We start from the raw sequence: 20,988 nt of genomic DNA, 5'->3' as shown, positions 1-20,988 counted from the left end.
CAAGGGTCCGCATGATCGCCATCGGATGCCTGCTCCTGATCGTCCTGCCGATGATCGGCCTGACGCTGGGCGGCCTGCTGGCCGGATTGCCGGGTGTGAAATGGGGCGCGGCCATCGGTCTGGCGATCGCTGTCGGGTTTGCGGCATTTGCCGGTTATGGCCTGATCCAGATCGGTCGGCGGCGATAACATTCGCAAAAAGGGACCATCGGCGGGCGGCAGCGAGGGGCGGCGTTCCGCCGATGGCCCAAGGGAGCTGCCTTATCCAGATGGATTGGCAAGCCCCGACGGATCACGAGACTGGGGGGAGGCGCCTCGTGGTCCGATCCGGTTTTAGTATTCACATCGAACAACAGCCGGGAGACCGTCGAATTAAACGGCGTTATCATTCAGCAATACGCACAGAATAAAGTATATCATTCTATTCTACATATCGCGATTTCGGCGATGATGCCGATCGGCATGTTTATTGTATTGACATATTGGGCTGATCTGCGATCCTTCACGAACTCGGTTTGATCTGGCATCATCAAGCTAGAGGGATCATGATATGATCAGAATGCTGGATACCGCAAAAATCTTGCCTTTTCCTCCAGGCGGAGGGCAATTGGCCCAAAAGTCCGATCCGGCGCGGGTTTCGCCTGCGCCGCTGCTGGCGGCGGTCGAAGACTTCATCGAATCGCGCGGCGGCGGGCAGGGGCATTTCTCGACGACGATGGACGGCGTGCACATCATGCGCGCCTTCCAGGAAGTCATGCCGATCCGGCGCATGTACAAGCCGTCGCTGTGCGTGGTGCTGAACGGCGCCAAGGAGATCCTGTTCGGCGACACGACGCTGCATTACGGCGTGATGGAATGCCTGATCGTCAGCCTCGAATTGCCGGCCAAGGGCTGGATGGTCGGCGCGACGCACGAGGATCCGTTCACCGGCATCAATATCGAGATCGATGTCAGCGTGCTGCGCGAGGTGTTGCAGCAATTGCCCGCACCCCAGCGTCCCGGCCCGCTTTCCGACAGTTGCGCGTTCGTCGGACAGGTGGACGCGCCGCTGGCCGACTGCATGATGCGCTTTGTGCGGCTGGCCCAGGCGCCCGATGCGGCGGCGATGCTGTATCCATCGGCCATGCGCGAGCTGTGCTACTGGCTTCTGACGGGTCCTTATGGGCACAAGATCGCCAAGCTCGCGCTGCCGGAGACGCATACCGAACGGATCGCGCGCGCAATCTGTCTGTTGCGTGAAAACTTCAACCGCACGCTGCGCGTCGAGGAACTGGCAGAAGCCGCGCGGATGAGCGCATCGTCGTTCCACCATCATTTCAAGGCGATGACGTCGATGACGCCGGTTCAGTATCAAAAGCAGTTGCGGCTGCTGGAGGCACGGCGGCTGATGGTCAGCGAAGCGGCGAACGTGTCGGAGGCGGCCTATCAGGTCGGCTATGAAAGCGCGTCGCAGTTCAGCCGCGAATATTCGCGCGCATTCGGCAGCGCGCCCAAGCGGGACGTCATGAACTACAAAGCGCTGATGGCGGTGGGTCAGCGGTGATGCCGCGCGCCCGGTCTGGAGGATCGGGCAGATAAGTCGCGGCTTCGGGCATGGAGCGGTTCGGCAAGGTCGATATGTCTGGCTGCCACAGGCGCCACATATCGGCCGCCGGAAAGGTTCGCTGCCATGTCCCGTTGGACCCGTGCCGACATTCCCGCACAATCGGGCCGTCGCTTTGTCGTGACCGGCACCGGCGGGCTGGGGTTCGAAACCGCTCAGGCGCTGGCGCTGGCCGGGGCCGAGGTGATCGTTGCGGGCCGCGATCCGGGCAAGGGCGCGGACGCGGTCAAGTGCATCGCCGCCGCGGTGCCGGCCGCGGTCGTGCGGTTCGAGTTGCTCGACCTTGCCGACCTGGCTTCGATCGCCGCGTTCGCCGGGGGCATGGCGGCGCGCGGTGAGGCGATTGACGGCCTTATCAACAATGCCGGCGTCATGGTCCCGCCGGTTCGCAAGACCACGGCCGATGGTTTCGAGCTTCAGTTCGGCACCAATTATCTGGGCCATTTCGCGCTGACCGCGCATCTCATGCCGCTGCTGCGCCTTGCCAAAGCGGCGCGGGTCGTGACGATTTCCAGCGTGGCGGCGCGCGGCGGCGCGATCGATTTCGACGACCTGAATGCCGAGCAGGGCTATAAACCCATGCCCGTCTACAGCCAGTCCAAGCTCGCCTGCCTGATGTTCGCGTTCGAGCTTGATCGGCGCAGTGTCGCCGGTGGCTGGGGCGTCCGCAGCATGGCGGCGCATCCGGGGATTTCGCGCACCGACCTGCTGCACAACGGTCCCGGTCGCAACAGCATTCATGGGCGGTTGCGGTCGTTGCTGCCGTTCCTGTTTCAGCCGGCGGAGCAAGGTGCATTGCCCGGCCTGTTCGCGGCAACGTCGCCACGGGCCCAGGGCGGCGGCTATTACGGGCCGGACAGGCTGGGCGAAACGCGCGGATATCCGGTGCCCGCGCGGGTTCCGGCGCCCGCGACCGATCAGCAGGCCTGTGCCCGGCTGTGGGCGGTTTCCGAAGCGATGGCCCGCATTTCGTTCGACGCGGCGCGCTGAACCCATTTTTGAGAGGATAGATATCATGTTCAATGCGGGCATCGCATCGCTTCACGCCGCCGTGGCCGTCGCCATCGTGGCCGCCCCGTCGATCATCATGGCGCAGACGCCCGGTCCCGACGCGATCGTCGGCACCTGGCAGGCCGAGGACAACAGCGCCATGTTCGAGATATTCAATGCCGGCGGCACCTATGCCGCGCGCGTCATTCGCAACAACCGCCTGGTCGAGGCCGATGGCCAGACGTTTCGCCGCGATGAAAAGAACCCGGACCCGGCGCTGCGTTCGCGCTCGCTGAAGGGCATCGTGTTCCTCAAGGACCTGCAATGGGATGCCGCCGACCAGCGTTGGGAAGGCGGATCGGTCTATGACCCCGTATCGGGCCGTACCGCTTCGGCCCGGCTGTCGCTGGACGGCGCAAAGCTGTCGATGCGCGCTTATATGGGCACGCCGATGCTGGGCCGCACCGTGCATTTCCGGCGCGTCGCGCGATGATGTCGGGCATCGCGTGCGCGCCGTCGCGCGAGACGCGGCGACGGGCATTGCCCGACCGGTTGCGGTTCGCGCTTGCCTGGCTTCGCGATCCGGCGGCGACGGCGGCCATCGCGCCGTCCGGCCGGCGGCTGGCGGCGCTCATCACGCGGGCAATCGACGCGCAGACCGGACCCGTTGCCGAACTGGGACCGGGCACTGGCCCGTTCACGCGTGCGCTGATCGAACGCGGGGTCGCAGAGCATGACTTGACGCTGGTCGAATACAATGACGACTTTGCCCGCCTGCTGCGGCTTCGTCATCCAGCGGCGACGGTGCTGTGCGCCGATGCCGCCGCGCTGGCCGGGTCCGAAAGCCCGCCCGGCGGCTATGGCGCCGTGGTCTGCGGGCTTGGCCTTCGCAACATGGACGCCGCCCAGATCGAGGCGATCGTCGGCGCGGCATTTGTCCGGATGCGGATCGACGGTGCGCTGTATCTGTTCACCTATGGCCGGCGATGCTCGGTCCCTGACATGGTGCTCGATCGCCTGGGCCTGACCGCCGAGCGGGTCGGCACCGTGTGGCGCAACCTGCCGCCCGCGCGAGTCTATCGCGTGGCAAGGCGCTGACCGGCATTTGCAGGATCGGGCAGAATTCCCGAAGGAATGGGCGTTTGGTGCAACCCGTCCGGTCGATAGGGTGGGTCGGAACAATCGCAGAATGACCGGAACCCCGATATGGCAGTCTCCTTTTCCGTGAACGGTCGCGACTACCGGGTCGAGGATGACGGGCAGACGCCGCTTTTGTGGGTCCTGCGCGACACGCTGGCATTGACCGGTCCCAAATATGGCTGCGGCATCGCGCAGTGCGGGGCGTGCACCGTGCATGTCGATGACCAACCGGTGCGATCCTGCTCGGTCCCGGTCGAAGCTGTGGCGGGCGCCGCCGTCACCACGATCGAGGGCGTTTCGGGGCAGGAGGCGAGCGCGGTCCAGGCTGCCTGGGTCGCGCGCGACGTGCCGCAATGCGGCTTTTGCCAGTCGGGGCAGGTGATGAGCGCGGTGGCACTGCTGCGCGCCAATCCCGCGCCCGATGATGCCGCGATCGACATGGCGATGAGCGGCAATCTGTGCCGGTGCGGCACCTATAATCGCATCCGGGCCGCGATCCACGACGCCGCGCGCGCGATCCGGGGCGGACAGGCATGAGGCGCTGGCGCCCCGGATGCTGGTCGATCCTGGCGCTGCTGATCGCGCTGGTGATCTTTGCCGCCGTCTGGATGCTGCGGCCGCAACCGCTGGGAACGCGCGCGACGATCGAGGCGGTGGCGGCCACGCCGGTGCCGGAAGCCGCGCTGCGCCCGGCATCGGCGTTCGCGGATATCGCCGATCCGCAAGCGCGCTCGGTCGCGTTGTTTCAGGAAGCGGGGCGCGTCATTCAGCATCCGCGCTGCCTGAACTGTCATCCGCGAACCGACCGCCCGACGCAGACGGCGGCGATGCGCCCGCACATGCCCGCCGTGACGCGCGGCCCCGATGGCGGCGGGGCGTCGGAATTGCGCTGCACGACCTGTCACCGCCCCGCCAATTTCGACGTGGCGAATATTCCCGGCAATCCGAAATGGGCGCTCGCGCCCGCCGAACAGGCCTGGCAGGGCCGCTCGCTGGGTGAGATCTGTCGCCAGCTGCTCGATCCCTCGCGCTCGCACATGACGCAGGCTCAGTTGCTGGAGCATATGCGCGCGGACGAACTGGTGGGCTGGGCCTGGCACCCCGGCGGCACGCGCGAACCCGCGCCGGGCACCCAAGCCCAGTTCGGCGCGCTGATCGAAGCGTGGCTGGCATCGGGCGCGACATGCCCCGCCTGAGCACCCGCCGACCCATAGGAGAGACGATATGACCGGCATCCGCCTGACTCGCCGCCGGATGATCGCTGGCGGGACGCTGGCAGGAGCGGCGCTGATCGTCGGCTATACCGCAACGCACCCCATGCAGGTGGCAGGCGCGCTGTTGCAGGCGGGCGGTCCCGACCCGGAACCGAGCGCGTTCGGCCCGTTTATCCGCATCGATACCGATGGCTGGGTCACGGTCGTCAACAAGCAGCAGGAACTGGGGCAGGGCATCCATGTCGCGATGGCGGCGATGATCGCCGAGGAACTGGACGCCGACTGGGAAAAGGTGCGGGTGGTCGCCGCGCCGGGCAATTTCCGCGCCTATGGGGTTCAGATGACCGCCGGATCGAACGCGGTGGCGGGCAATTGGGACCTGATGCGACAGGCCGGGGCGGCGGCGCGCGCAATGTTCGTGAATGCCGCCGCGTTACGCTGGCAGGTGCCGCGCAATCAGATCGCGCTGCGCGACGGCGTGGTATCGCACGCTGCGTCGAATCGTTCGGCAGGGTTCGGCGCGTTGCTGGCCGATGCCGCGCAGCAGACGCCGCCGCGTGAACCGGTGTTGAAGCCCGCAAGCGATTACCGCCTGATCGGCAGCGAACGGGTGCGCCGCAAGGACAGCCTGCCCAAAAGCACCGGACAGGTCGTCTATACCCAGGATGTGCGGATACCTGACATGCTGGTGGCGATGGTCGCGCACAGTCCGCGCTTCGGCGGGCGGCTGGCGCGGTTCGATGACCGCGATGCACGCCGGATCAAGGGTGTGGTCGACGTGTTCGCCATTCCCACCGGCGTGGCGGTGGTCGCCGAAAACAGCTTCGCCGCGAAACAGGGCCGCGACGCGATCCGTGCCGAATGGGACGACAGCGCGGCGGAGAAACGCTCATCGGCCGAACTGGTTCGATATTTTCACGGCATCGCCCAAGGGCGCTCGGACATCGACGCCAACCCGTTCGAGGAACGCGGCGACCCCGAAGGCGCGTTTCAGGGGCCGTTGTTCGAGACGAGCATCGATTTCCCCTACCTCGCCCATGCGCCGCTGGAGACGATGGATTGTGTCGCGCGCGTGCAGGGCTGGGATGTCCATATCCGATCGGGCAGCCATCTGGTGACGGTCGACCAGATACAGGGGGCACTGGCCGCGCACACCATTCCCGGTCGCGTCCAGCTGGAGGTGCTGCCCGCCGGCGGCTCCTTCGGGCGGCGCGGGATCATGACCTCCGACTATCTGGTCGAAAGCGTCCGCATCGCACAGAAGCTGGAGGGCCGCCCGATCAAGCTGATCTGGACGCGCGAAGACGACATGGCCGGCGGCTTCTATCGCCCGATGGCGCATCACCGCGCCTGGATCGCGCTGGGAGAAGACGGTTTCCCCAGCGCGTGGCGGCACCATATCGTCTCGCAGGCGATGGTGCCCTTCGGCGGTAACTTTCCCAACTACGAAGGGGTGCATGGCTCCCCCTATTTCGCCAGTGCGTCGGTGGTCGATGCCCGCATCTATACCCCCGACCTGCCGGTGACGGTAGGTTTCTGGCGATCGGTTGGCAGTTCGCACACGGCGATGGCGATGGAGCATATCGTCGACCAACTGGCGCGAAACTCCGGCCGCGATCCCGCCGATTACCGTGCGGCGCTGTATCGCCGCGCGGGCGCCACCCGGCGGCTGGAATTGTTGCGGCAGCTTTGCCGGAAAGCGGACTGGCGCGCACCGATCGAAACCGGCTGGGCGCGCGGGCTTGCCGTGCACGAGGCGTTCGGCACCGTCGTCGGCCAAGTCGCCGAAGTTCGGCTGGACGCAGGCCGCCCGGTCGTTCGCCGGGTGGTGGCGATGGTCGATTGCGGTATCGCCGTCGCACCCGACCAGATCGCGGCGCAGATGGAGGGCAGTGTCGCCTTTGGTTTGTCGGCGGCGCTCTATGGCGCGGTCACGCTGCGCGACGGGATCGTGCAGGAAACCAATTTCGACCGCTATCCCATCGTCCGCATGAACGAGATGCCGCTGGTGGAGACGCACATCATGCCGTCGACCAACCGGCCGACCGGCATGGGTGAGCCGGCCGTGGCGCCGATCGCGCCGGCGGTGGCCAACGCCATGCTGGCGCTGACCGGCCAGCCCGTGCGCCAGTTGCCGTTCCTTCGCGGCAACGACGCGGTCAACGCCGCCTAACCGCCGACCGGGGTCCGCGCGGTCATGCGGCGGTGATCGACGGGTGCAGCGCGGTCAGGGCCGGTTGGCGCGCAACGTCCCCCTCGGCAGGCAGGATGCAGAGCGCGCGCAGCAGCGCCGCATGGCCATCGGCGTGGAATCGCGTGGCAATGCCTTCGAACTCGTGGATCGCATCCTGTCCCGACCCAGCGGCGATGCCGTCGCGCCGCAGCTTCAGATTATGGGCCTGGAACACGCTGTCCAGATACAGCGCCTGTTCCTGCGGCGTCTGCATCCCGGCAAGGATCGCCATCACCACCAGTTGATGTTCCTGCGGCATCGCCTTGCCGCCGCCCAGCACAGGGGAGGCAAGCACCTGAATGTCCGCCGATGACAGCGCCTGGTGGCACAGATACAGGTTCAGCGCGTCGCACTGGCGCCGCTCTGCCTCGCCCGCCTTGCGCGCGGGTTGGGCCACGCCCAGACCCGACAGCATCATCAGCCCGCTCAGCAATTCGCGAATATCGAACGCGCCCAGCCGCTCGGCGATCTCGACCACGCTCTTGGCGCGATAGCCGTCATCGGCAAGCATCGTCACCAACGGGCGATAGATGCTTTCGTCCAGCGACAATTCACCCATGGGCGTGGCGTGCTTGAAGCTCATCGCCGACATCGGCACGGTCAGCGTGAAGCTGGTGTCCATCCACAATCCGCGCGCGTCCACGCCGTTCAGCGGGCGGGCGCCCTTGACGAAGATGTCGGTGCGAAACTTCTGGTTGACCAGATAGTCGCGCACCGTTTCGCGCATCAATGGATGGCGTATGCCTGCCAACAGCTTGGCGTCCTGTGCCCGCATACTGTATTCGGGCAGATGGTCGAGCAGTCGCGCAGGGGCCGCATAGGTCAGCTTGGCCGCTTCCAGTTCGGCCGCGACATCGGCGAAATAACCGATTTCCCAATCGGCGTTGAAATATTCATGCGCCAGATAATGGCGGTTGCTGGTGCCGATATTCTTCATGAACGGATCGAGCGCGGGGTTTTCGGTGAAGTAGCGTGCGCCCCCCGCGGCGATTTCGCGCGCAAAGGCCAGGGCATTGTCGATCTTGGCTGCGGTGTCCGCCGACCGGGGCGCGGCCATTTCGATATGGCGCGCCATCAGGTGCCGCAGCGGAACCTGCGCGGCCCAACCGGGCAGGCAATTATAGCTGAGATAGACGATCCCCCCGACGCGCAGGCGACGGCGGATGATGTCGATGATACTGCGCCGGTTGTCGGCGGAAATCCAGCTCCAGACGCCGTGCAGGACGATGACGTCGAACATCGGCAGATCGTCACGCGCGGCGAACTCGGCAAAGGACTGGTCGTGCAGCGAAACCGGCGCACCCGATTCCTTCGCCAGCGTCTGGGCATGAAGCGTCTGGGCGGGATTGAAATCGATGCCCCAGTAATTTCCCGGCGCGGCGGCGGCGTGGAGGTTGATCGACACGCCCTGGCCAAAGCCCAGCTCCAGATAGGTGCATTCCTCGATGTCCGGCGGGCGGACATTCGCGGCGATACATGCCAGGCGCAGCACCGCCGGGTTCAGTTCGCGATAATAACCATAGGTGTAATCGATGTCGGTGAAATAGCCGTCGGACCATGTCATGCTGTTTGGCTCACGCTCTTTTGGGGCGCAGCACGGGAACGGGCGTGCGCCGTGATTTCGGGGGAAAAGCAGGCGTCGGGATCAGGCAGCGGCGAACGCGGCGGCGCCTTCGACGATGCCCGGCAACCAGCGCCGCGCGGTGAACGACCAGGTGGCGGCGATGATGAAAACGCTGGCGGCCGTGGCCATCACAGCGATGCCGGCATCGAAACGCGGGTCGCGTCGGCGACGAAGCGCACGGATGAAAAGCTCGGCGACCGCCAGATTGGGGATGTAGAAGAAAAACACCATCACCGCGTCGAACCAGCCGTTCAGGCCGCGATTATGACCGATTCCGCCGGCTGCCAGGAACCAGAAGGCATATTCCATCCGGTAAAGCCACGAGCCGATCGTCAGGGCGAACAGGCGGATCGCCCATGCGCGATGCTGTTCATATTGCCGGTGGCGCGCCGTGTTGAACGCCATGATCGCGCACAGCAGCATCAATGCGCCATAAACGCCGAACCCCACATCCATGATCGGCCCGCCGATCGTGCCCCGGCCGAAGATGAACGCCAGGCCCCCGACACCCGCCAGCGCCGCCGCCACGACATAGGCGCGCCCCAGTTGGCGGTGCAGCGCGGGCGCCCGGCGCCGCACCGCGCCGATCAGTTGCACCGGGCCGAGCAGCAGCAGGATTCCGCCCGCCAGAAAGTGCAGGCCGATCGCGATCGAGGCGATGAGGTTGCGGCGATCGAACAGGCCGGGTAGCGACCCGTTCCAGCGCTCCGCTAAACCAGCCGCAGCCGTTCCGCCGAAAAAGGCGAGGATATAGGCCGCAAAGATCGCGCCGCTGATCCAGCTTGTCGCGACCAGCAACCGCGCGCTCCACGCAAGCGCGCCGGCGGGGGGCGATGAACGCCCCGCGACCGATATTGCGCCTCGCGCCGGCATAACGCCGGTTCGTCCCGTGTCCATTGCTGCCTCCGAGGATGAGTCGGCTCACCTTCGCTCACGGTAGCGGCGAGGCCATGCCCGAAACCCTGAAAAGCGTGCCCAAAGCTGCGGGCATCGTCATGATCGCGCAATCGGGCACAGGAACTGGAGGATCAGGCTAACGCCGAATGTGCGTTTCGGGGCAAGTCAGACTCAACGATCCCGACTGTTCCCCGAATACCGGAACCCGCAGCCCATGTTCCTGACCCTGTCGACCGTCACGCTGATCGCCGCCGCGTCCGCCGCACAGGAACGCGATGCGCCCTTTGTCCCCAGCCCGGACGCGGTGGTCGAGGCGATGCTCGATCTGGCGGCGGTGACGCCGGAGGATCGGGTGATCGACCTGGGGTCGGGCGACGGCCGCATCGCGATCGCCGCCGGGCGTCGGGGTGCGGAGGCGATGGGCGTGGACATCGATTCGGGGCTGGTCGCGCGCGCCTATTTCCGGGCGCGCGAGGCGGAGTTGACGCCGCGTGTCAGCTTCCGGCGGGAAAACCTTTTCGAGACGCGCCTGCGTGATGCCGATGTGCTGACGCTTTACCTGATGCCCGAAATCAACGCCCGACTGCGCCCGCGCATCCTCAATGAAATGAAGCCCGGCGCGCGGGTCGTCAGCCATGCGTTCGACATGGGCGACTGGGCGCATGACGGCTTCACCAGCGTTGACGGCCGGCGCGTGTTCCTGTGGATCGTGCCGGCGGTCGCGGGCGGACGCTGGGCCATGACGATGGCGGATGGCCGCACGGCGTCGCTGGTGCTGGACCAGCGGTATCAGAAGGTGACGGGAACGCTGGACGGAACCGTGCTCGATCAGGTGATGTTGCGCGGCGACCGGCTGTCGTTTCGCCAGGGAGACCGCCGATATGAAGGGCGGGTGGAGGATGCCAGCATCACTGGCGATGGCTGGCGCGCCGTGCGGGTGCCCTGACGGCGAACTACACCGCGATCTGATACCCCGCGTCGGTCTGTATTCGTTCGATGTCCTGTCGCGGCGGCGCACCGAACAGGCGGCGATATTCACGACTGAATTGTGACGGGCTTTCATAACCGACCACGAACCCGGCGCTGGCGGCATTGGCGCTGCCCGTCAGCATCAGCCGCCGCGCTTCCTGCAAGCGAAGCTGTTTCTGATATTCCAGCGGCGTCATGCGTGTGACCGATTTGAAATGAGCGTGCAGGGCGGAACTGCTCATGCCCGCCTCTGCCGCGATCTCATCGATCCTCAGGCGCGTGTCGAAGCGGCGGCGGATGGCGGCGATGGCGCGCGATACCTGGTTCAGATGGCTGCCCGACGCAGCGACATGGCGCAGCATCGGTCCGTGCGGGCCGGTCAGCAGCCGATACAGCACCTCCCGCTCGATCAGCGGGGCCAGCGCGGGAATCGTCTCCGGCCGGTCGAGCAGGCGGACCAGCCGGCACGCCGCGTCGATCAGGTCGGGATCGCCCGGATATGCCGCGAGTACCGGCAGTCCCGGTTTGGGCAAGCCGCCGCTTTCCGTCATCAACAGATCGGCCAGCGCCGCCTGATCGAAGTCGATCTTGCAACACAGATAGGGCGCACCGGCGCTCGCCTCCAGAATGTCGCCCACCAGCGGCAGGTCGAGCGACACGATCAGATAGCGTGACGCGTCATAAACGACGCTGTCGTTGCCCAGCGACACCCGCTTGGACCCTTGGGCGATCAGGCAAAGCGATGCTTCATAAACGGCGGGGGTGGGGGTGCTTGTCCGATCGGAGCGTATCACCGACAATCGCGGCATACCGGTCGGGAATATGCCGTTTCCGGGTGCGTGCCGGGCAATCAATTGCGCGAGTTCGGCGATGTTTTTCATGGTCGGCATGTTTCACCGCACCGCGCGGCTTTGCAAGCACGACCGGCTGATTTGGGAGGATCGTGCAACCAATCTGGACGATCGCGCTACCGCCGAAATCGCGGGAGCGCCATTTCGGCGTGGCAATTCAACCGAAAGGAACGACCATGACGAACCTGAATGAAAAGGTTGTGCTCATCACCGGCGCATCGAGCGGTATCGGCGAAGCGGCGGCGCGCGAACTGGCGGCGGCGGGTGCGCGGCTGTTCGTCGGTGCGCGGCGCGGTGAGCGGCTGGCGGCGCTGGCCGATGAACTGGGCAGCAATGTCGGCTGGCGCACGCTGGACGTGACCGACAGCGCCGATTTCGATGCTTTTGTCGACGCGGCGGAGGCCCGGTTCGGGCGCGTCGACGCGCTGGTCAACAATGCCGGCGTCATGCCGCTGTCGCCGCTCGCCGCACTGAAGCGCGACGAGTGGAAGCGGATGGTCGACGTCAACATTCACGGCGTCCTCAACGGCATTGCCGCGGTGCTGCCGCGTTTCATCGCGCAGAAGAACGGTCATGTCGTCAACGTGGCGTCGGTTGGCGCACACTTGGTGGTGCCGACCGGAGCGGTCTATTGCGGCACCAAATATGCCGTCTGGGCGATCAGCGAGGGGCTGCGCCAGGAACATGACGAAATCCGCTCCACCGTCATCTCGCCGGGCGTGACCGATACGGAACTGGGCCATGACATCACCGATCCGCAGGTTGCCGGCGCGTTGGAGGGGTGGCGGCGCAAATCGCTGCGCCCCGACGCGATCGCGCGCGCGATCCGCTTCGCGCTGGAACAGCCCGACGGCGTCGACGTGAACGAGATCGTCGTGCGCCCGACCGCCGCCGATATGTAATCAGCGGTCAGTTGCGATCCGCACGACGAAGCGCCCCGCCCGGAACGGCGGGGCGTTTTTGTTCGCCCTTGCGGCAGTGACCGAACTCGATTAAGGGCCGCGCATCCGCCGGACCCGGGGCTTACCGGGTGGCTCGGCCCGGCGCCTATCCCCGGGATAACCTTCTGGCACGACGGCGAACCGCCGCCACCGCAATGTGTTCCGTTGCGAAGTGCGTGGCGCGGCCCGTGCCGTTTGAAATCTCAAGGTCACTCCATGCCAACCATAGCTTCGCTGAGACGCGAATGGCTGTCCAACCCGCGTGGCGATATCCTCGCGGGGATCGTCGTCGCGCTCGCGCTGATCCCGGAAGCGATCGGGTTTTCGATCATCGCGGGCGTCGATCCGCGTGTCGGCCTGTATGCCTCTTTCTCGATCGCGGTCATCATCGCGCTGGTGGGCGGGCGGCCCGCCATGATTTCCGCCGCGACGGCGGCAGTCGCCGTGCTGGTGGTGCCGCTGGTGCGCGATCACGGCGTCGAATATCTGTTCGCCGCCACCGTCCTGATGGGCGTTTTTCAGGTCGCGGCCGGGTTCCTGCGCCTGCATTTGCTCATGCAATATGTCTCGCGATCGGTCATCACCGGGTTCGTCAACGCGCTGGCGATCCTGATCTTCATGGCGCAGTTGCCCGAACTGACCAACGTAACCCCGCTGACCTATGTGCTGGTCGCGGCGGCGCTGGGCATCATCTACCTGTTTCCGCGCCTGACGAGAGCGGTGCCGTCGCCGCTGATCGCCATCATCGTGCTGACGGTGCTGGTCTGGGCGATGGGATATGATGTGCGGACGGTCGGTGACATGGGTGAGTTGCCCTCGTCACTGCCCGGATGGCTGATCCCCGACGTGCCGCCGACGCTGGAGACGGTGCGGATCATCCTGCCCTATTCGCTGACGATGGCGGCGGTCGGGCTGCTTGAATCGATGATGACGGCGCAGATCGTCGACGACCTGACCGACACCCCGTCAAACAAGCAGCGCGAGATGAAGGGGCAGGGCATCGCCAATTTCTTCACCGGCTTTCTGGGCGGCATGGGCGGTTGCGCGATGATCGGACAATCGGTCATCAACGTGAAGTCGGGCGGGCTGACGCGGCTGTCGACGATGGTGGCGGGCCTGTTCCTGATGTTCCTGCTGCTCGTGCTCGGCTCGCTGGTCGCGATCATTCCCATGGCGGCGCTGGTCGCGGTCATGGTGATGGTGTCGATCGGCACGTTCAGCTGGCGCTCGATCCGCGACATTCGCCATCATCCGTGGCAATCGTCGGTCGTCATGCTCGCGACCGTTGTCATCACGGTGTGGACGCATGACCTGGCGCGCGGCGTGCTGGCGGGCGTCATCCTGTCGGGCCTGTTCTTTGCCAGCAAGGTCAAGCGGATGTTCGTCGTCCGCTCGGCATTGTCGCCCGACGGCGCGACGCGAACCTACACGATCGCGGGGCAGGTGTTCTTTGCCTCGTCCGACCAGTTCGCCGATTCGTTCGATTTCCGCGAAGTGCTGGACCGCGTCGTCATCGATGTCACTCACGCGCATTTCTGGGACATCAGCGCGATCGGCACGCTCGACAAGGCGATCCTCAGGTTTCGGCGCGAAGGCACCGCGGTCGATGTCGTCGGGCTGAACGAAGCCAGCGCGTCGATGGTTGAGCGCTTTGCGATCCATGACAAGCCGGGCGCCGAAGCCCAGCCTGGCGGACACTGACAGGAGCAGGACCATGCAGAACATCCTCGCCTGCATCGACGCGTCGAGCTATGCCAACAGCGTCTGCGATCTGGCGGCATGGGCCGCCGGTCGGTTGCAAATACCCGTCGAATTGCTGCACGTCGTCCAGCGCAAGGAAGCAGTTGCCGCGCGCGGCGACCTGTCGGGCGCAATCGGCCTGGGCGCCAGGACCGACCTGATGGAAGAACTGGTGCGGCTGGAGGAAACCGACGCCCGGCTGCAGGTCGAACGCGGGCGTGCGTTGCTCAAGGCCGCGGAAGCCCGGCTGCGCGCGGTGGGGGCGGGCGATGTGCGTCCGCTCCATCGGCATGGCGGCATCGTCGAGACGATTCTGGAACGTGAGGCCGATGCCCGCGTCATTGTGATGGGCAAACGCGGCGCCGGCCACGAATTCGCGACCGATCATATCGGGTCCAAGATCGAGCGCGTGGTGCGGGCCAGCAGCCGACCGATCCTCGTCGCCAGCCGTGCCGTCGATACGCCGCGAACGGTCGTCCTTGCCTATGACGCCAGCCCGGCGGCGGAGCGGGCGCTGGGGCGGCTGCTCGACTCGCCGCTGTTCGCGGGGATGTCCGTCCATATCGTGATGGCGGGCAGCGACGATGATCCGCATCGACGCGCGCTGGACGATGCCGCGACCCGACTGGGCGGGTCCCGCGCGGTCACGATGACCCTGCGAAAGGGAAAGCCTGAACAGGTGATTGCCGATGTCGTGGCCGACACGCCGGGCGCGATGCTGATGATGGGTGCCTATGGCCATTCGCCGATCCGCACGCTGATCGTCGGCAGCACGACGACGGCGATGATCCGCACGGTAAAGGTGCCGGTGCTGCTGGTGCGGTGAGGACGCGGCGAGCGACCAGGCACCGACGTTGATCCGGACGATCGGTGCGTGAGCTTTGCTGGCAGATCAGGGGCGTTCGGGTGGACCAGCCCGCACAACTCGAGGGCGTGCCGTGGCGTTTACGGGGTAGGTTGAATAACGTCCATAACCGAAACCCCGTTGTAAGCACCTCTTTATTCAAATAAATTGTATTTAGCGGACAAATAAGTCCGCATCATATCGGGGAGGATAGGATGCGCCACTATAGAGTGGGTTTGCTGGTTGGTACGATGCTGGCTGCTGTTCCGGCATTTGCACAGGATGCATCGGCACCGGGCGCTTCTCAAGCGCCAACGACCTTGCAGGACCCACCCGTTGCGGCGCAGGTCGAACCGGCCGGTCCCCCCGCCGACGACATCGTTGTTACCGGCATTCGCAGCAGCCTTGCCAATTCGGCCCGCGTCAAGCGTGAGGCGCAGCAGATCGTCGACAGCATCTCGGCCGAGGACGTCGGCAAGTTTCCCGACGCCAACATCTCTGAATCGCTCCAGCGTATCACGGGCGTCGCCATCGACCGGTCGGGCGGCGAGGGGCAGTTCATCACGGTTCGTGGCCTTGGGCCGGAGTTCAATTCCGTGCTGGTCAACGGTCGTATCATGGCGACCGACAATCCGGGCCGCGAATTTTCCTTCGACGTGCTGTCGTCGAACATGATCCAGCGCACCGACGTGTTCAAATCCAGCGTGCCCCAATTGCAGGAAGGCGGGATCGGCGCGACCGTCAACATCGTCACCGCGCGCCCGCTCGACCAGCGCGAGGGGTTCCACTTGTCGGCCTCCGTCGGCGGCATTTACGACACGATGCGGGAAAGCGTCGGGCCGGATGCGTCGGCGGTCGTGTCATGGACCAATCCCGACAAGACCTTCGGCGCGGTGCTGTCCGGTTCGTATACCAAGCGCATGAATCAGGCCGATCAGATCGCGGTCGACGGATGGATCAACGGCCGGCCGGACATCATCTCCATGGTCGACGGCCAGCCATCGCTAATCACGGGCACCGATCCGCGATACCCGCAAGAAGGCAACGTCAACGTGCCCCAGAGCCTCTATTACCAGCGGGTGCAGGAAGAGCGGGAGCGGATCAACGTCGCCGGATCGCTTCAATTCCGGCCGACCGACAATCTGGAAATCACCGTTGACGGCATATATTCGAAGTTCGACGTGTCGGGCGTTGTCCGCAGGATGGATAACTTTCTGGCGGCGCCCTATTTCGAGCCAACGTTCAACGAAAATGGCACGGCAACCAGCCTGGGCATGATCGGTGGCGATTTCGTCAATCAATATCCGCAATTCGTTGAAGATAACCGCGATCGATTGACCAATAACGGCCTGAACGCGAAAATCGATCACGTTTACAACACGACGAACCGACAGTCCGACAGCTATCAGATCGGCGGAAACATCAAGTGGAATCCCACCGATGATGTCGAATTGAGGTTCGACGCGTCGATGACGGGTGCGAACCGCGCGTCGCCGAACCAATATCTCGTCATCGGTGCACTGCTGCCATACAGCTATCAGTTCCAACTGGACGGCGGACAAGGGTTGCCGAGCATCTCGTTCGACAATGCCATCATCAACGATCCCGATTTGATGCGGCTGCATTATATGGCGGTCGACCGCAACACGTCGCGTGACCGTGGGTCCGAGTTTCACTTCGATACCAAATATGATGTTCAGGATTCCATTCTCAAATCGGTGCTGATCGGCGGGTCCTATACCGAACGGCGCAAGGTCAATCGGTCGTTCAACAACAGCGATGCGAACTGCACCTATTGCGGGTATCAGGTGCCGATCGCCCAGGGTCTGTTGCAGGACTATGCCTGGGGCGATTTGCTGGGGACGGGCGACAGCATTCCGCCGTCACTGTTCGAATTCGATGCCGACGCCATGATCGCCTATCTCAACGATCCGGCGACACTGATGATCCCCTCGAACGGCCGCACGCCCGAGGAGCAGGCTGCGTTCGCGCAGCAATTGCTGGCGCTGCCCGGCGGACCGTTCGCGGTTCGCGAACAGCTTCGCGGGACGGTCAATGTTCAGGAAAAGCTGACCGCGGGCTATATCGCCATGCAATTCGGCGGCGACAACTGGGCGGGCAGCTTCGGCGTCCGGGTGATTCAGACCGACTTGATCTCTTCAGGCTTCGATACGCCTGTCACCAGCATCACCAACACGCCCGGCGACGATACGCTGCAATATACATATGGCCCGGCAACGGCGATCTCGGTCCGCAACAGCTATATCAACGCGCTGCCATCGGCGAACATCAAGTATAACATCACCGACAAGCTGATTGCGCGTGCTGCCTTCTCGCAGACGGTAACCCGGCCGACACTTACAGACCTGGGCGTCAACAATGATTTTGGCGGGCGTATTTCGGTGCCGATGTCGTCGGGCGGCAACCCCAATCTGCTGCCGTTCCGGTCGACCAACTACGACCTGTCGCTCGAATGGTATCTGTCGCAGGTCAGCTATGTGAGCATCGGCGGATTCTACAAGGACCTGAGCAACTTCCTCGAGCTTCAGACGCTGCCCGTGGTGCGCTTTGGCCGCACGTTCCAGGATACGCGCACGCGCAACGGTCAGACCGGTTATATCCGGGGCATCGAAATCGGCGGGCAATATGCGTTTGACTGGTTGCCCGGTTTCGCGTCCGGCTTTGGCGTCGCCGGCAATTACACCTATGTCGACAGCACGGTGGAGCGCGATCAGACGCTGGCGGATTATGATTGTGGCTATAACGGCCTTTCGCCGCATTCGGCCAATGGCAGCGCCTTTTACGAAAAGTTCGGCATATCGGCGCGCGTATCGTATAACTGGCGCTCCGACTATCTGCGTTCGTGCCGGTCAAGCCAGGGCCGCCCGCGCAACCGGTCGGCCTATGGCCAACTCGACTTCAACCTCGGCTACGATATCACCAACAACTTCCAGGTCTATGTGCAGGGCGTGAACGTGACCAATCAGAAGGTCGATGAATGGTCCGCGATCGAAGAACGCTACCTGTTGCTCGAGGAAACGGGCGCGCGTTATAATTTCGGAGTCCGCGTCAAGTTCTGAATGACGGGCGTTGCGCGCGTGCAAGAACGATCCGCGCGCAACGCTTTGCCTGAAATGACGGAGTGACGGTTCAATCCGTTTCTTGATCGGTGACTCGGCACGGTCGACCGGCTGATGCATCGGTCCATCGGTCGTCGGCATCGTGACAATCGTGCGTCGTTATATGATCGCCGGCGCGGCAACTCGCCACCAGCGGCGGCCCAAAGCTGAGCAGGTCAAGGCCATAGCGGTCGCCCCAGATAGCCAGGCAACCAGAACAGGAAGAACTACCAGATGGGGTCGATAAAGAACTTGCCCAGCGCATAGGCCCAGGTTTCGCGCACGCCCAGCAACCGGCGCCACGCGATCGGCGTGACCGGATCGGCCGGGTCCTGTTCGATTCAGGCCAGTTCGGCCGCGCCCCCCGCTTGTGATCGTTCGGGCGGCGATAGGTCGACCATCAGGCGACAAGCCACACAGCGCCCAGAACCAGTCAAAGCGTTGCGCTATGAAACGCGAGTCGACGAAGGCGGCTCGGGCCTGTCCGGCGGTCAGCGCCAGCGCATCGGACTGGCCCGCGCCATGTTCGGTAGCCCGAAGTTGCTCGTGCTGGACGAACCCAACGCCCATCTCGATCAGGATGGCGAGGAGGCGCTGGCGCGGACGCTTCAATATCTGAAGCGGCAGGGGTCAACGATCCTGCTGATCGCACATCGCCTCAATCCGGTCGCGCATGTCGACCGGGTGGTGGTGATCGACAAAGGCCGACTACAGCTCGACGGTCCGCGCGCGCGCGTGTTCCGCAAGGTGCGAACCGATCTTGTCCGGTCAATCGCCGAAGCGCCGGTGGGGTGACACGATGAAACTCGACTTTATGCATTCGGGCGGTGCGGCGCCGGGCGGCAAGGCTTTTGCACTATGGGAACCGGCAAAGGCCCGACCGCTGGACGACGCGCGCCACATCGTGCGCGCCGGGCTGATCGTTGCAGGCCTGTTTTTCGGCGCACTGGTGGCATTCGCATTCCTCGCGCCGATTTCTGGCGCGGCGGTGGCGCCGGGCGAGGTGACGACAAGCGGCGACCGTATCGTCATTCAGCCGCCCACAAGGGGGGTCGTCACTCGGTTGCATGTCAAGGAAGGGCAATGGGTCAAGGCTGGGCAGGCGCTGGTCGAACTCAATGGCGTCCGTTCTGAAGCCGCGCTTGAGCAGGCACAGGCGAAACGCGACGCGCTGTTGGCCAGGCAGGCGCGGCTGATCGCCCAGCGCGATGATGCCGCCGCGATCGCTTATCCCGCAGGCTTGGCTGAACGGGCCGACCAACCGGCGACCGCTTCGGCGATTGCCGCGGAGGATGCGCTCTTTCGCCGATATCGCGAGATCCGCGCGGCCGAACGCGGCATGGCCGCCGCCGATTCGGATGCCGCCGTCGCGACGCGTACCGGCGCACAGCGCCAGTTGGCACTGGTGCGGGACGAACTGGCCGTGATGCGCGGACTTTACAAAAAGGGCTATGCTCGTCGCACACAGGTTCGAGCACTTGAACGCACCGCCACGGAGCTTGAGACGCAAACCGTGACCGGCAGTGCCGGCATCGCGAAGAGCCGGCTCGAACAGGCACGGATCGGCGAGAGCCAGATGGCGCAAGTGGTGACCGAGCTTGGCCAGGTGGAGGCGCAACTGGCGCAGCTTGGTCCGGCGCTGCGGCTCCGCCGCTACGACGCTTCGCTTGCAGAGCTTCGGACGCCCGTGTCGGGCCGTGTATCGGGTCTGGCCGCCGTGGGGCAGGGATCGGTCGTGGGCGGCGGAACGACGTTGATGCAAGTCGTTCCCGATCGAAGGACACTGATCGTCGAGGCCCGTATTCGGCCACAGGATATCGACGATGTCCGCGTCGGGCAGACGACGAAGCTTCGCTTCACCAGTGTCAATCCGCGCACTCATGGCAGCGTCGACGGTCGCGTGACGACGTTGTCGCCCGCGCCGATAACGGAACGGTCGGGCCAATATTATCGTGCCCAGATCGTCGTTAGCGATCCCGAAGCGCTGGTTGAACAAGGCGTGCGTCTTCAGCCCGGCCTTCCAGTCACGGCCACGATCGAAACCCATTCTCGTACACTGGCGGATTACCTTCTCGCGCCGCTCGGCGACGCGTTCGCCCGTGCATTTCGGGAGGATTAGGCCAGCAGACATGTCTACCGGGTCTACCACCGGATCGCATCCTCACCTTGGCACAGATAGTAATGCACCAGATATCGGCGACACATAAGCCGGAATGGAAGTCGCTTTAATCTGCCGCGCCGAGGTGGTGGCCTCGTCATTTACGATCGCCGAGTGATCGAGGCTGACCAGATAGTTGGAGCCATAGGCACAGAAGGCCGCCTCGCGGGTCGTTGCGGTTCAGCGCTCGCGGGTCGTTGCGGTTCAGCGCGACGCGGGATCGGAGGTTGATCCGCTTGGAGGTTAACGGGCGTCGAGCCACCGAACGCGGCATCGTCGAGCAGGTCCAGATACTCAGCGACCGCACGGCCGACTGCTTAAGACGACAGACCTTGTTCGCCCATCTGCGATCACCTGCGACGAGTGAATCAGACCCTCAGCACGACTTCAAGGCCGACCTTTTCAACAGAATAGGCCTGGTTTAGGCCGTTCGCGGCCGCCGACTATCGCCCTTTCCATTCTCGAACTTGCCCTGGCGCATCTTCGCGCCGTCGCAAAGGTAATCGAGGTGGGATGCCATGAACTGACGTTTTGGTGACCCCTGCGGAAGCGAGATGGTGTCCATAACTCTCTGTAATCAAACGCAATTAACCGCGCACCGCTTCGCGATACCATTGGAAATACCATCAGGTGTTTGGGAAATAATGCGTCCTAGTGGGCTACGGC

General features: G+C 64.5%; 18 protein-coding genes, 2 pseudogenes and 1 other annotated feature. Of the genes and pseudogenes, 15 read left to right on the top strand and 5 right to left on the bottom strand.

Annotated features, from left to right (window positions below):
• Nucleotides 1-11 precede the first annotated feature (11 nt).
• From VL973_RS02520 to VL973_RS02485, 8 genes are all read left to right on the top strand, one after another.
• The gene (locus VL973_RS02520; protein ID WP_325282459.1) at nucleotides 12-188 is read left to right on the top strand and encodes a hypothetical protein; all 177 of its coding nucleotides are present in this window, start codon (nucleotides 12-14) and stop codon (nucleotides 186-188) included.
• A gap of 418 nt (nucleotides 189-606) precedes the next feature.
• Nucleotides 607-1,542, top strand: coding sequence for an AraC family transcriptional regulator (locus VL973_RS02515; RefSeq protein ID WP_325282458.1), 936 nt, complete (start codon nucleotides 607-609; stop codon nucleotides 1,540-1,542).
• A gap of 126 nt (nucleotides 1,543-1,668) precedes the next feature.
• Entirely contained in the window at nucleotides 1,669-2,592 is a 924-nt protein-coding gene (locus tag VL973_RS02510; protein WP_325282457.1) for an SDR family oxidoreductase, read from the top strand.
• Between the two features lie 25 nt (nucleotides 2,593-2,617).
• Complete coding sequence (locus tag VL973_RS02505; RefSeq protein ID WP_325282456.1) at nucleotides 2,618-3,085, top strand: DUF2147 domain-containing protein; 468 nt, start codon at nucleotides 2,618-2,620, stop codon at nucleotides 3,083-3,085.
• Complete coding sequence (locus VL973_RS02500; protein ID WP_325282455.1) at nucleotides 3,082-3,690, top strand: class I SAM-dependent methyltransferase; 609 nt, start codon at nucleotides 3,082-3,084, stop codon at nucleotides 3,688-3,690. The genes VL973_RS02505 and VL973_RS02500 overlap by 4 nt, the downstream gene beginning before the upstream one ends.
• Nucleotides 3,691-3,798: 108 nt before the next feature.
• Nucleotides 3,799-4,269, top strand: a complete 471-nt coding sequence (locus VL973_RS02495; protein ID WP_325282454.1) for a (2Fe-2S)-binding protein — start codon at nucleotides 3,799-3,801, stop codon at nucleotides 4,267-4,269.
• Nucleotides 4,266-4,928: an Isoquinoline 1-oxidoreductase subunit gene (locus VL973_RS02490; protein WP_325282453.1), complete on the top strand. Its 663-nt coding sequence runs from the start codon at nucleotides 4,266-4,268 to the stop codon at nucleotides 4,926-4,928. The genes VL973_RS02495 and VL973_RS02490 overlap by 4 nt, the downstream gene beginning before the upstream one ends.
• A 28-nt stretch (nucleotides 4,929-4,956) precedes the next feature.
• Complete coding sequence (locus VL973_RS02485) at nucleotides 4,957-7,119, top strand: xanthine dehydrogenase family protein molybdopterin-binding subunit (protein WP_325282452.1); 2,163 nt, start codon at nucleotides 4,957-4,959, stop codon at nucleotides 7,117-7,119.
• A gap of 22 nt (nucleotides 7,120-7,141) precedes the next feature.
• On the opposite strand, the gene VL973_RS02480 is transcribed toward VL973_RS02485, so the two are convergent.
• Both VL973_RS02480 and VL973_RS02475 read right to left on the bottom strand, forming a co-directional pair.
• The gene (locus VL973_RS02480; RefSeq protein ID WP_325282451.1) at nucleotides 7,142-8,743 is read right to left on the bottom strand and encodes a methyltransferase regulatory domain-containing protein; all 1,602 of its coding nucleotides are present in this window, start codon (nucleotides 8,741-8,743) and stop codon (nucleotides 7,142-7,144) included.
• A gap of 81 nt (nucleotides 8,744-8,824) precedes the next feature.
• The gene (locus VL973_RS02475) at nucleotides 8,825-9,676 is read right to left on the bottom strand and encodes a DUF2306 domain-containing protein (protein WP_325282450.1); all 852 of its coding nucleotides are present in this window, start codon (nucleotides 9,674-9,676) and stop codon (nucleotides 8,825-8,827) included.
• Between the two features lie 238 nt (nucleotides 9,677-9,914).
• Here VL973_RS02475 and VL973_RS02470 point away from each other — a divergent pair, with 238 nt between their 5' ends.
• Nucleotides 9,915-10,646, top strand: coding sequence for a class I SAM-dependent methyltransferase (locus VL973_RS02470; protein ID WP_325282449.1), 732 nt, complete (start codon nucleotides 9,915-9,917; stop codon nucleotides 10,644-10,646).
• Nucleotides 10,647-10,653: 7 nt separating this feature from the next.
• Here the strand turns inward: VL973_RS02470 and VL973_RS02465 are convergent, their stop codons facing one another.
• Nucleotides 10,654-11,550, bottom strand: coding sequence for an AraC family transcriptional regulator (locus tag VL973_RS02465; protein WP_325282448.1), 897 nt, complete (start codon nucleotides 11,548-11,550; stop codon nucleotides 10,654-10,656).
• Nucleotides 11,551-11,696: 146 nt separating this feature from the next.
• On the opposite strand from VL973_RS02465, the gene VL973_RS02460 reads away from it, so the two are divergent.
• From VL973_RS02460 to VL973_RS02445, 4 genes are all read left to right on the top strand, one after another.
• Nucleotides 11,697-12,422 carry an SDR family oxidoreductase gene (locus VL973_RS02460; RefSeq protein ID WP_325282447.1) on the top strand — a complete coding sequence of 242 codons (726 nt, stop codon included), beginning with the start codon at nucleotides 11,697-11,699 and terminating at the stop codon, nucleotides 12,420-12,422.
• A 107-nt stretch (nucleotides 12,423-12,529) separates the two neighbouring features.
• Nucleotides 12,530-12,584, top strand: a sequence feature (sul1 is cis-regulatory element that is thought to sense ions involved in sulfur or methionine metabolism; They are found in Alphaproteobacteria).
• Nucleotides 12,585-12,677: 93 nt separating this feature from the next.
• The gene (locus VL973_RS02455) at nucleotides 12,678-14,162 is read left to right on the top strand and encodes a SulP family inorganic anion transporter (protein WP_325282446.1); all 1,485 of its coding nucleotides are present in this window, start codon (nucleotides 12,678-12,680) and stop codon (nucleotides 14,160-14,162) included.
• A 13-nt stretch (nucleotides 14,163-14,175) separates the two neighbouring features.
• Nucleotides 14,176-15,027 carry a universal stress protein gene (locus VL973_RS02450; protein ID WP_325282445.1) on the top strand — a complete coding sequence of 284 codons (852 nt, stop codon included), beginning with the start codon at nucleotides 14,176-14,178 and terminating at the stop codon, nucleotides 15,025-15,027.
• Nucleotides 15,028-15,365: 338 nt separating this feature from the next.
• Nucleotides 15,366-18,125 carry a TonB-dependent receptor gene (locus tag VL973_RS02445; protein ID WP_325282444.1) on the top strand — a complete coding sequence of 920 codons (2,760 nt, stop codon included), beginning with the start codon at nucleotides 15,366-15,368 and terminating at the stop codon, nucleotides 18,123-18,125.
• A gap of 184 nt (nucleotides 18,126-18,309) precedes the next feature.
• On the opposite strand, the pseudogene VL973_RS02440 reads toward VL973_RS02445, so the two are convergent.
• Nucleotides 18,310-18,594 (bottom strand): annotated as a pseudogene (locus VL973_RS02440) (MFS transporter); the annotation flags it as partial.
• Nucleotides 18,595-18,605: 11 nt separating this feature from the next.
• Between VL973_RS02440 and VL973_RS02435 the strand changes: the two are divergent.
• Nucleotides 18,606-18,959 carry an ATP-binding cassette domain-containing protein gene (locus VL973_RS02435; protein ID WP_325282443.1) on the top strand — a complete coding sequence of 118 codons (354 nt, stop codon included), beginning with the start codon at nucleotides 18,606-18,608 and terminating at the stop codon, nucleotides 18,957-18,959.
• A gap of 4 nt (nucleotides 18,960-18,963) precedes the next feature.
• The gene (locus VL973_RS02430; protein WP_325282442.1) at nucleotides 18,964-20,283 is read left to right on the top strand and encodes an HlyD family type I secretion periplasmic adaptor subunit; all 1,320 of its coding nucleotides are present in this window, start codon (nucleotides 18,964-18,966) and stop codon (nucleotides 20,281-20,283) included.
• A gap of 96 nt (nucleotides 20,284-20,379) precedes the next feature.
• Here VL973_RS02430 and VL973_RS14320 read toward each other — a convergent pair.
• Nucleotides 20,380-20,639, bottom strand: a pseudogene (locus VL973_RS14320) (IS5/IS1182 family transposase); the annotation flags it as partial.
• Between the last annotated feature and the right edge of the window lie 349 nt (nucleotides 20,640-20,988).

This window comes from Sphingomonas sp. (assembly GCF_035490575.1).
Classification (GTDB): Bacteria; Pseudomonadota; Alphaproteobacteria; order Sphingomonadales; family Sphingomonadaceae; genus Sphingomonas.
Note: the sequence above shows the minus strand (reverse complement) of the source record. Positions and strands in the feature narration are given on the sequence as shown.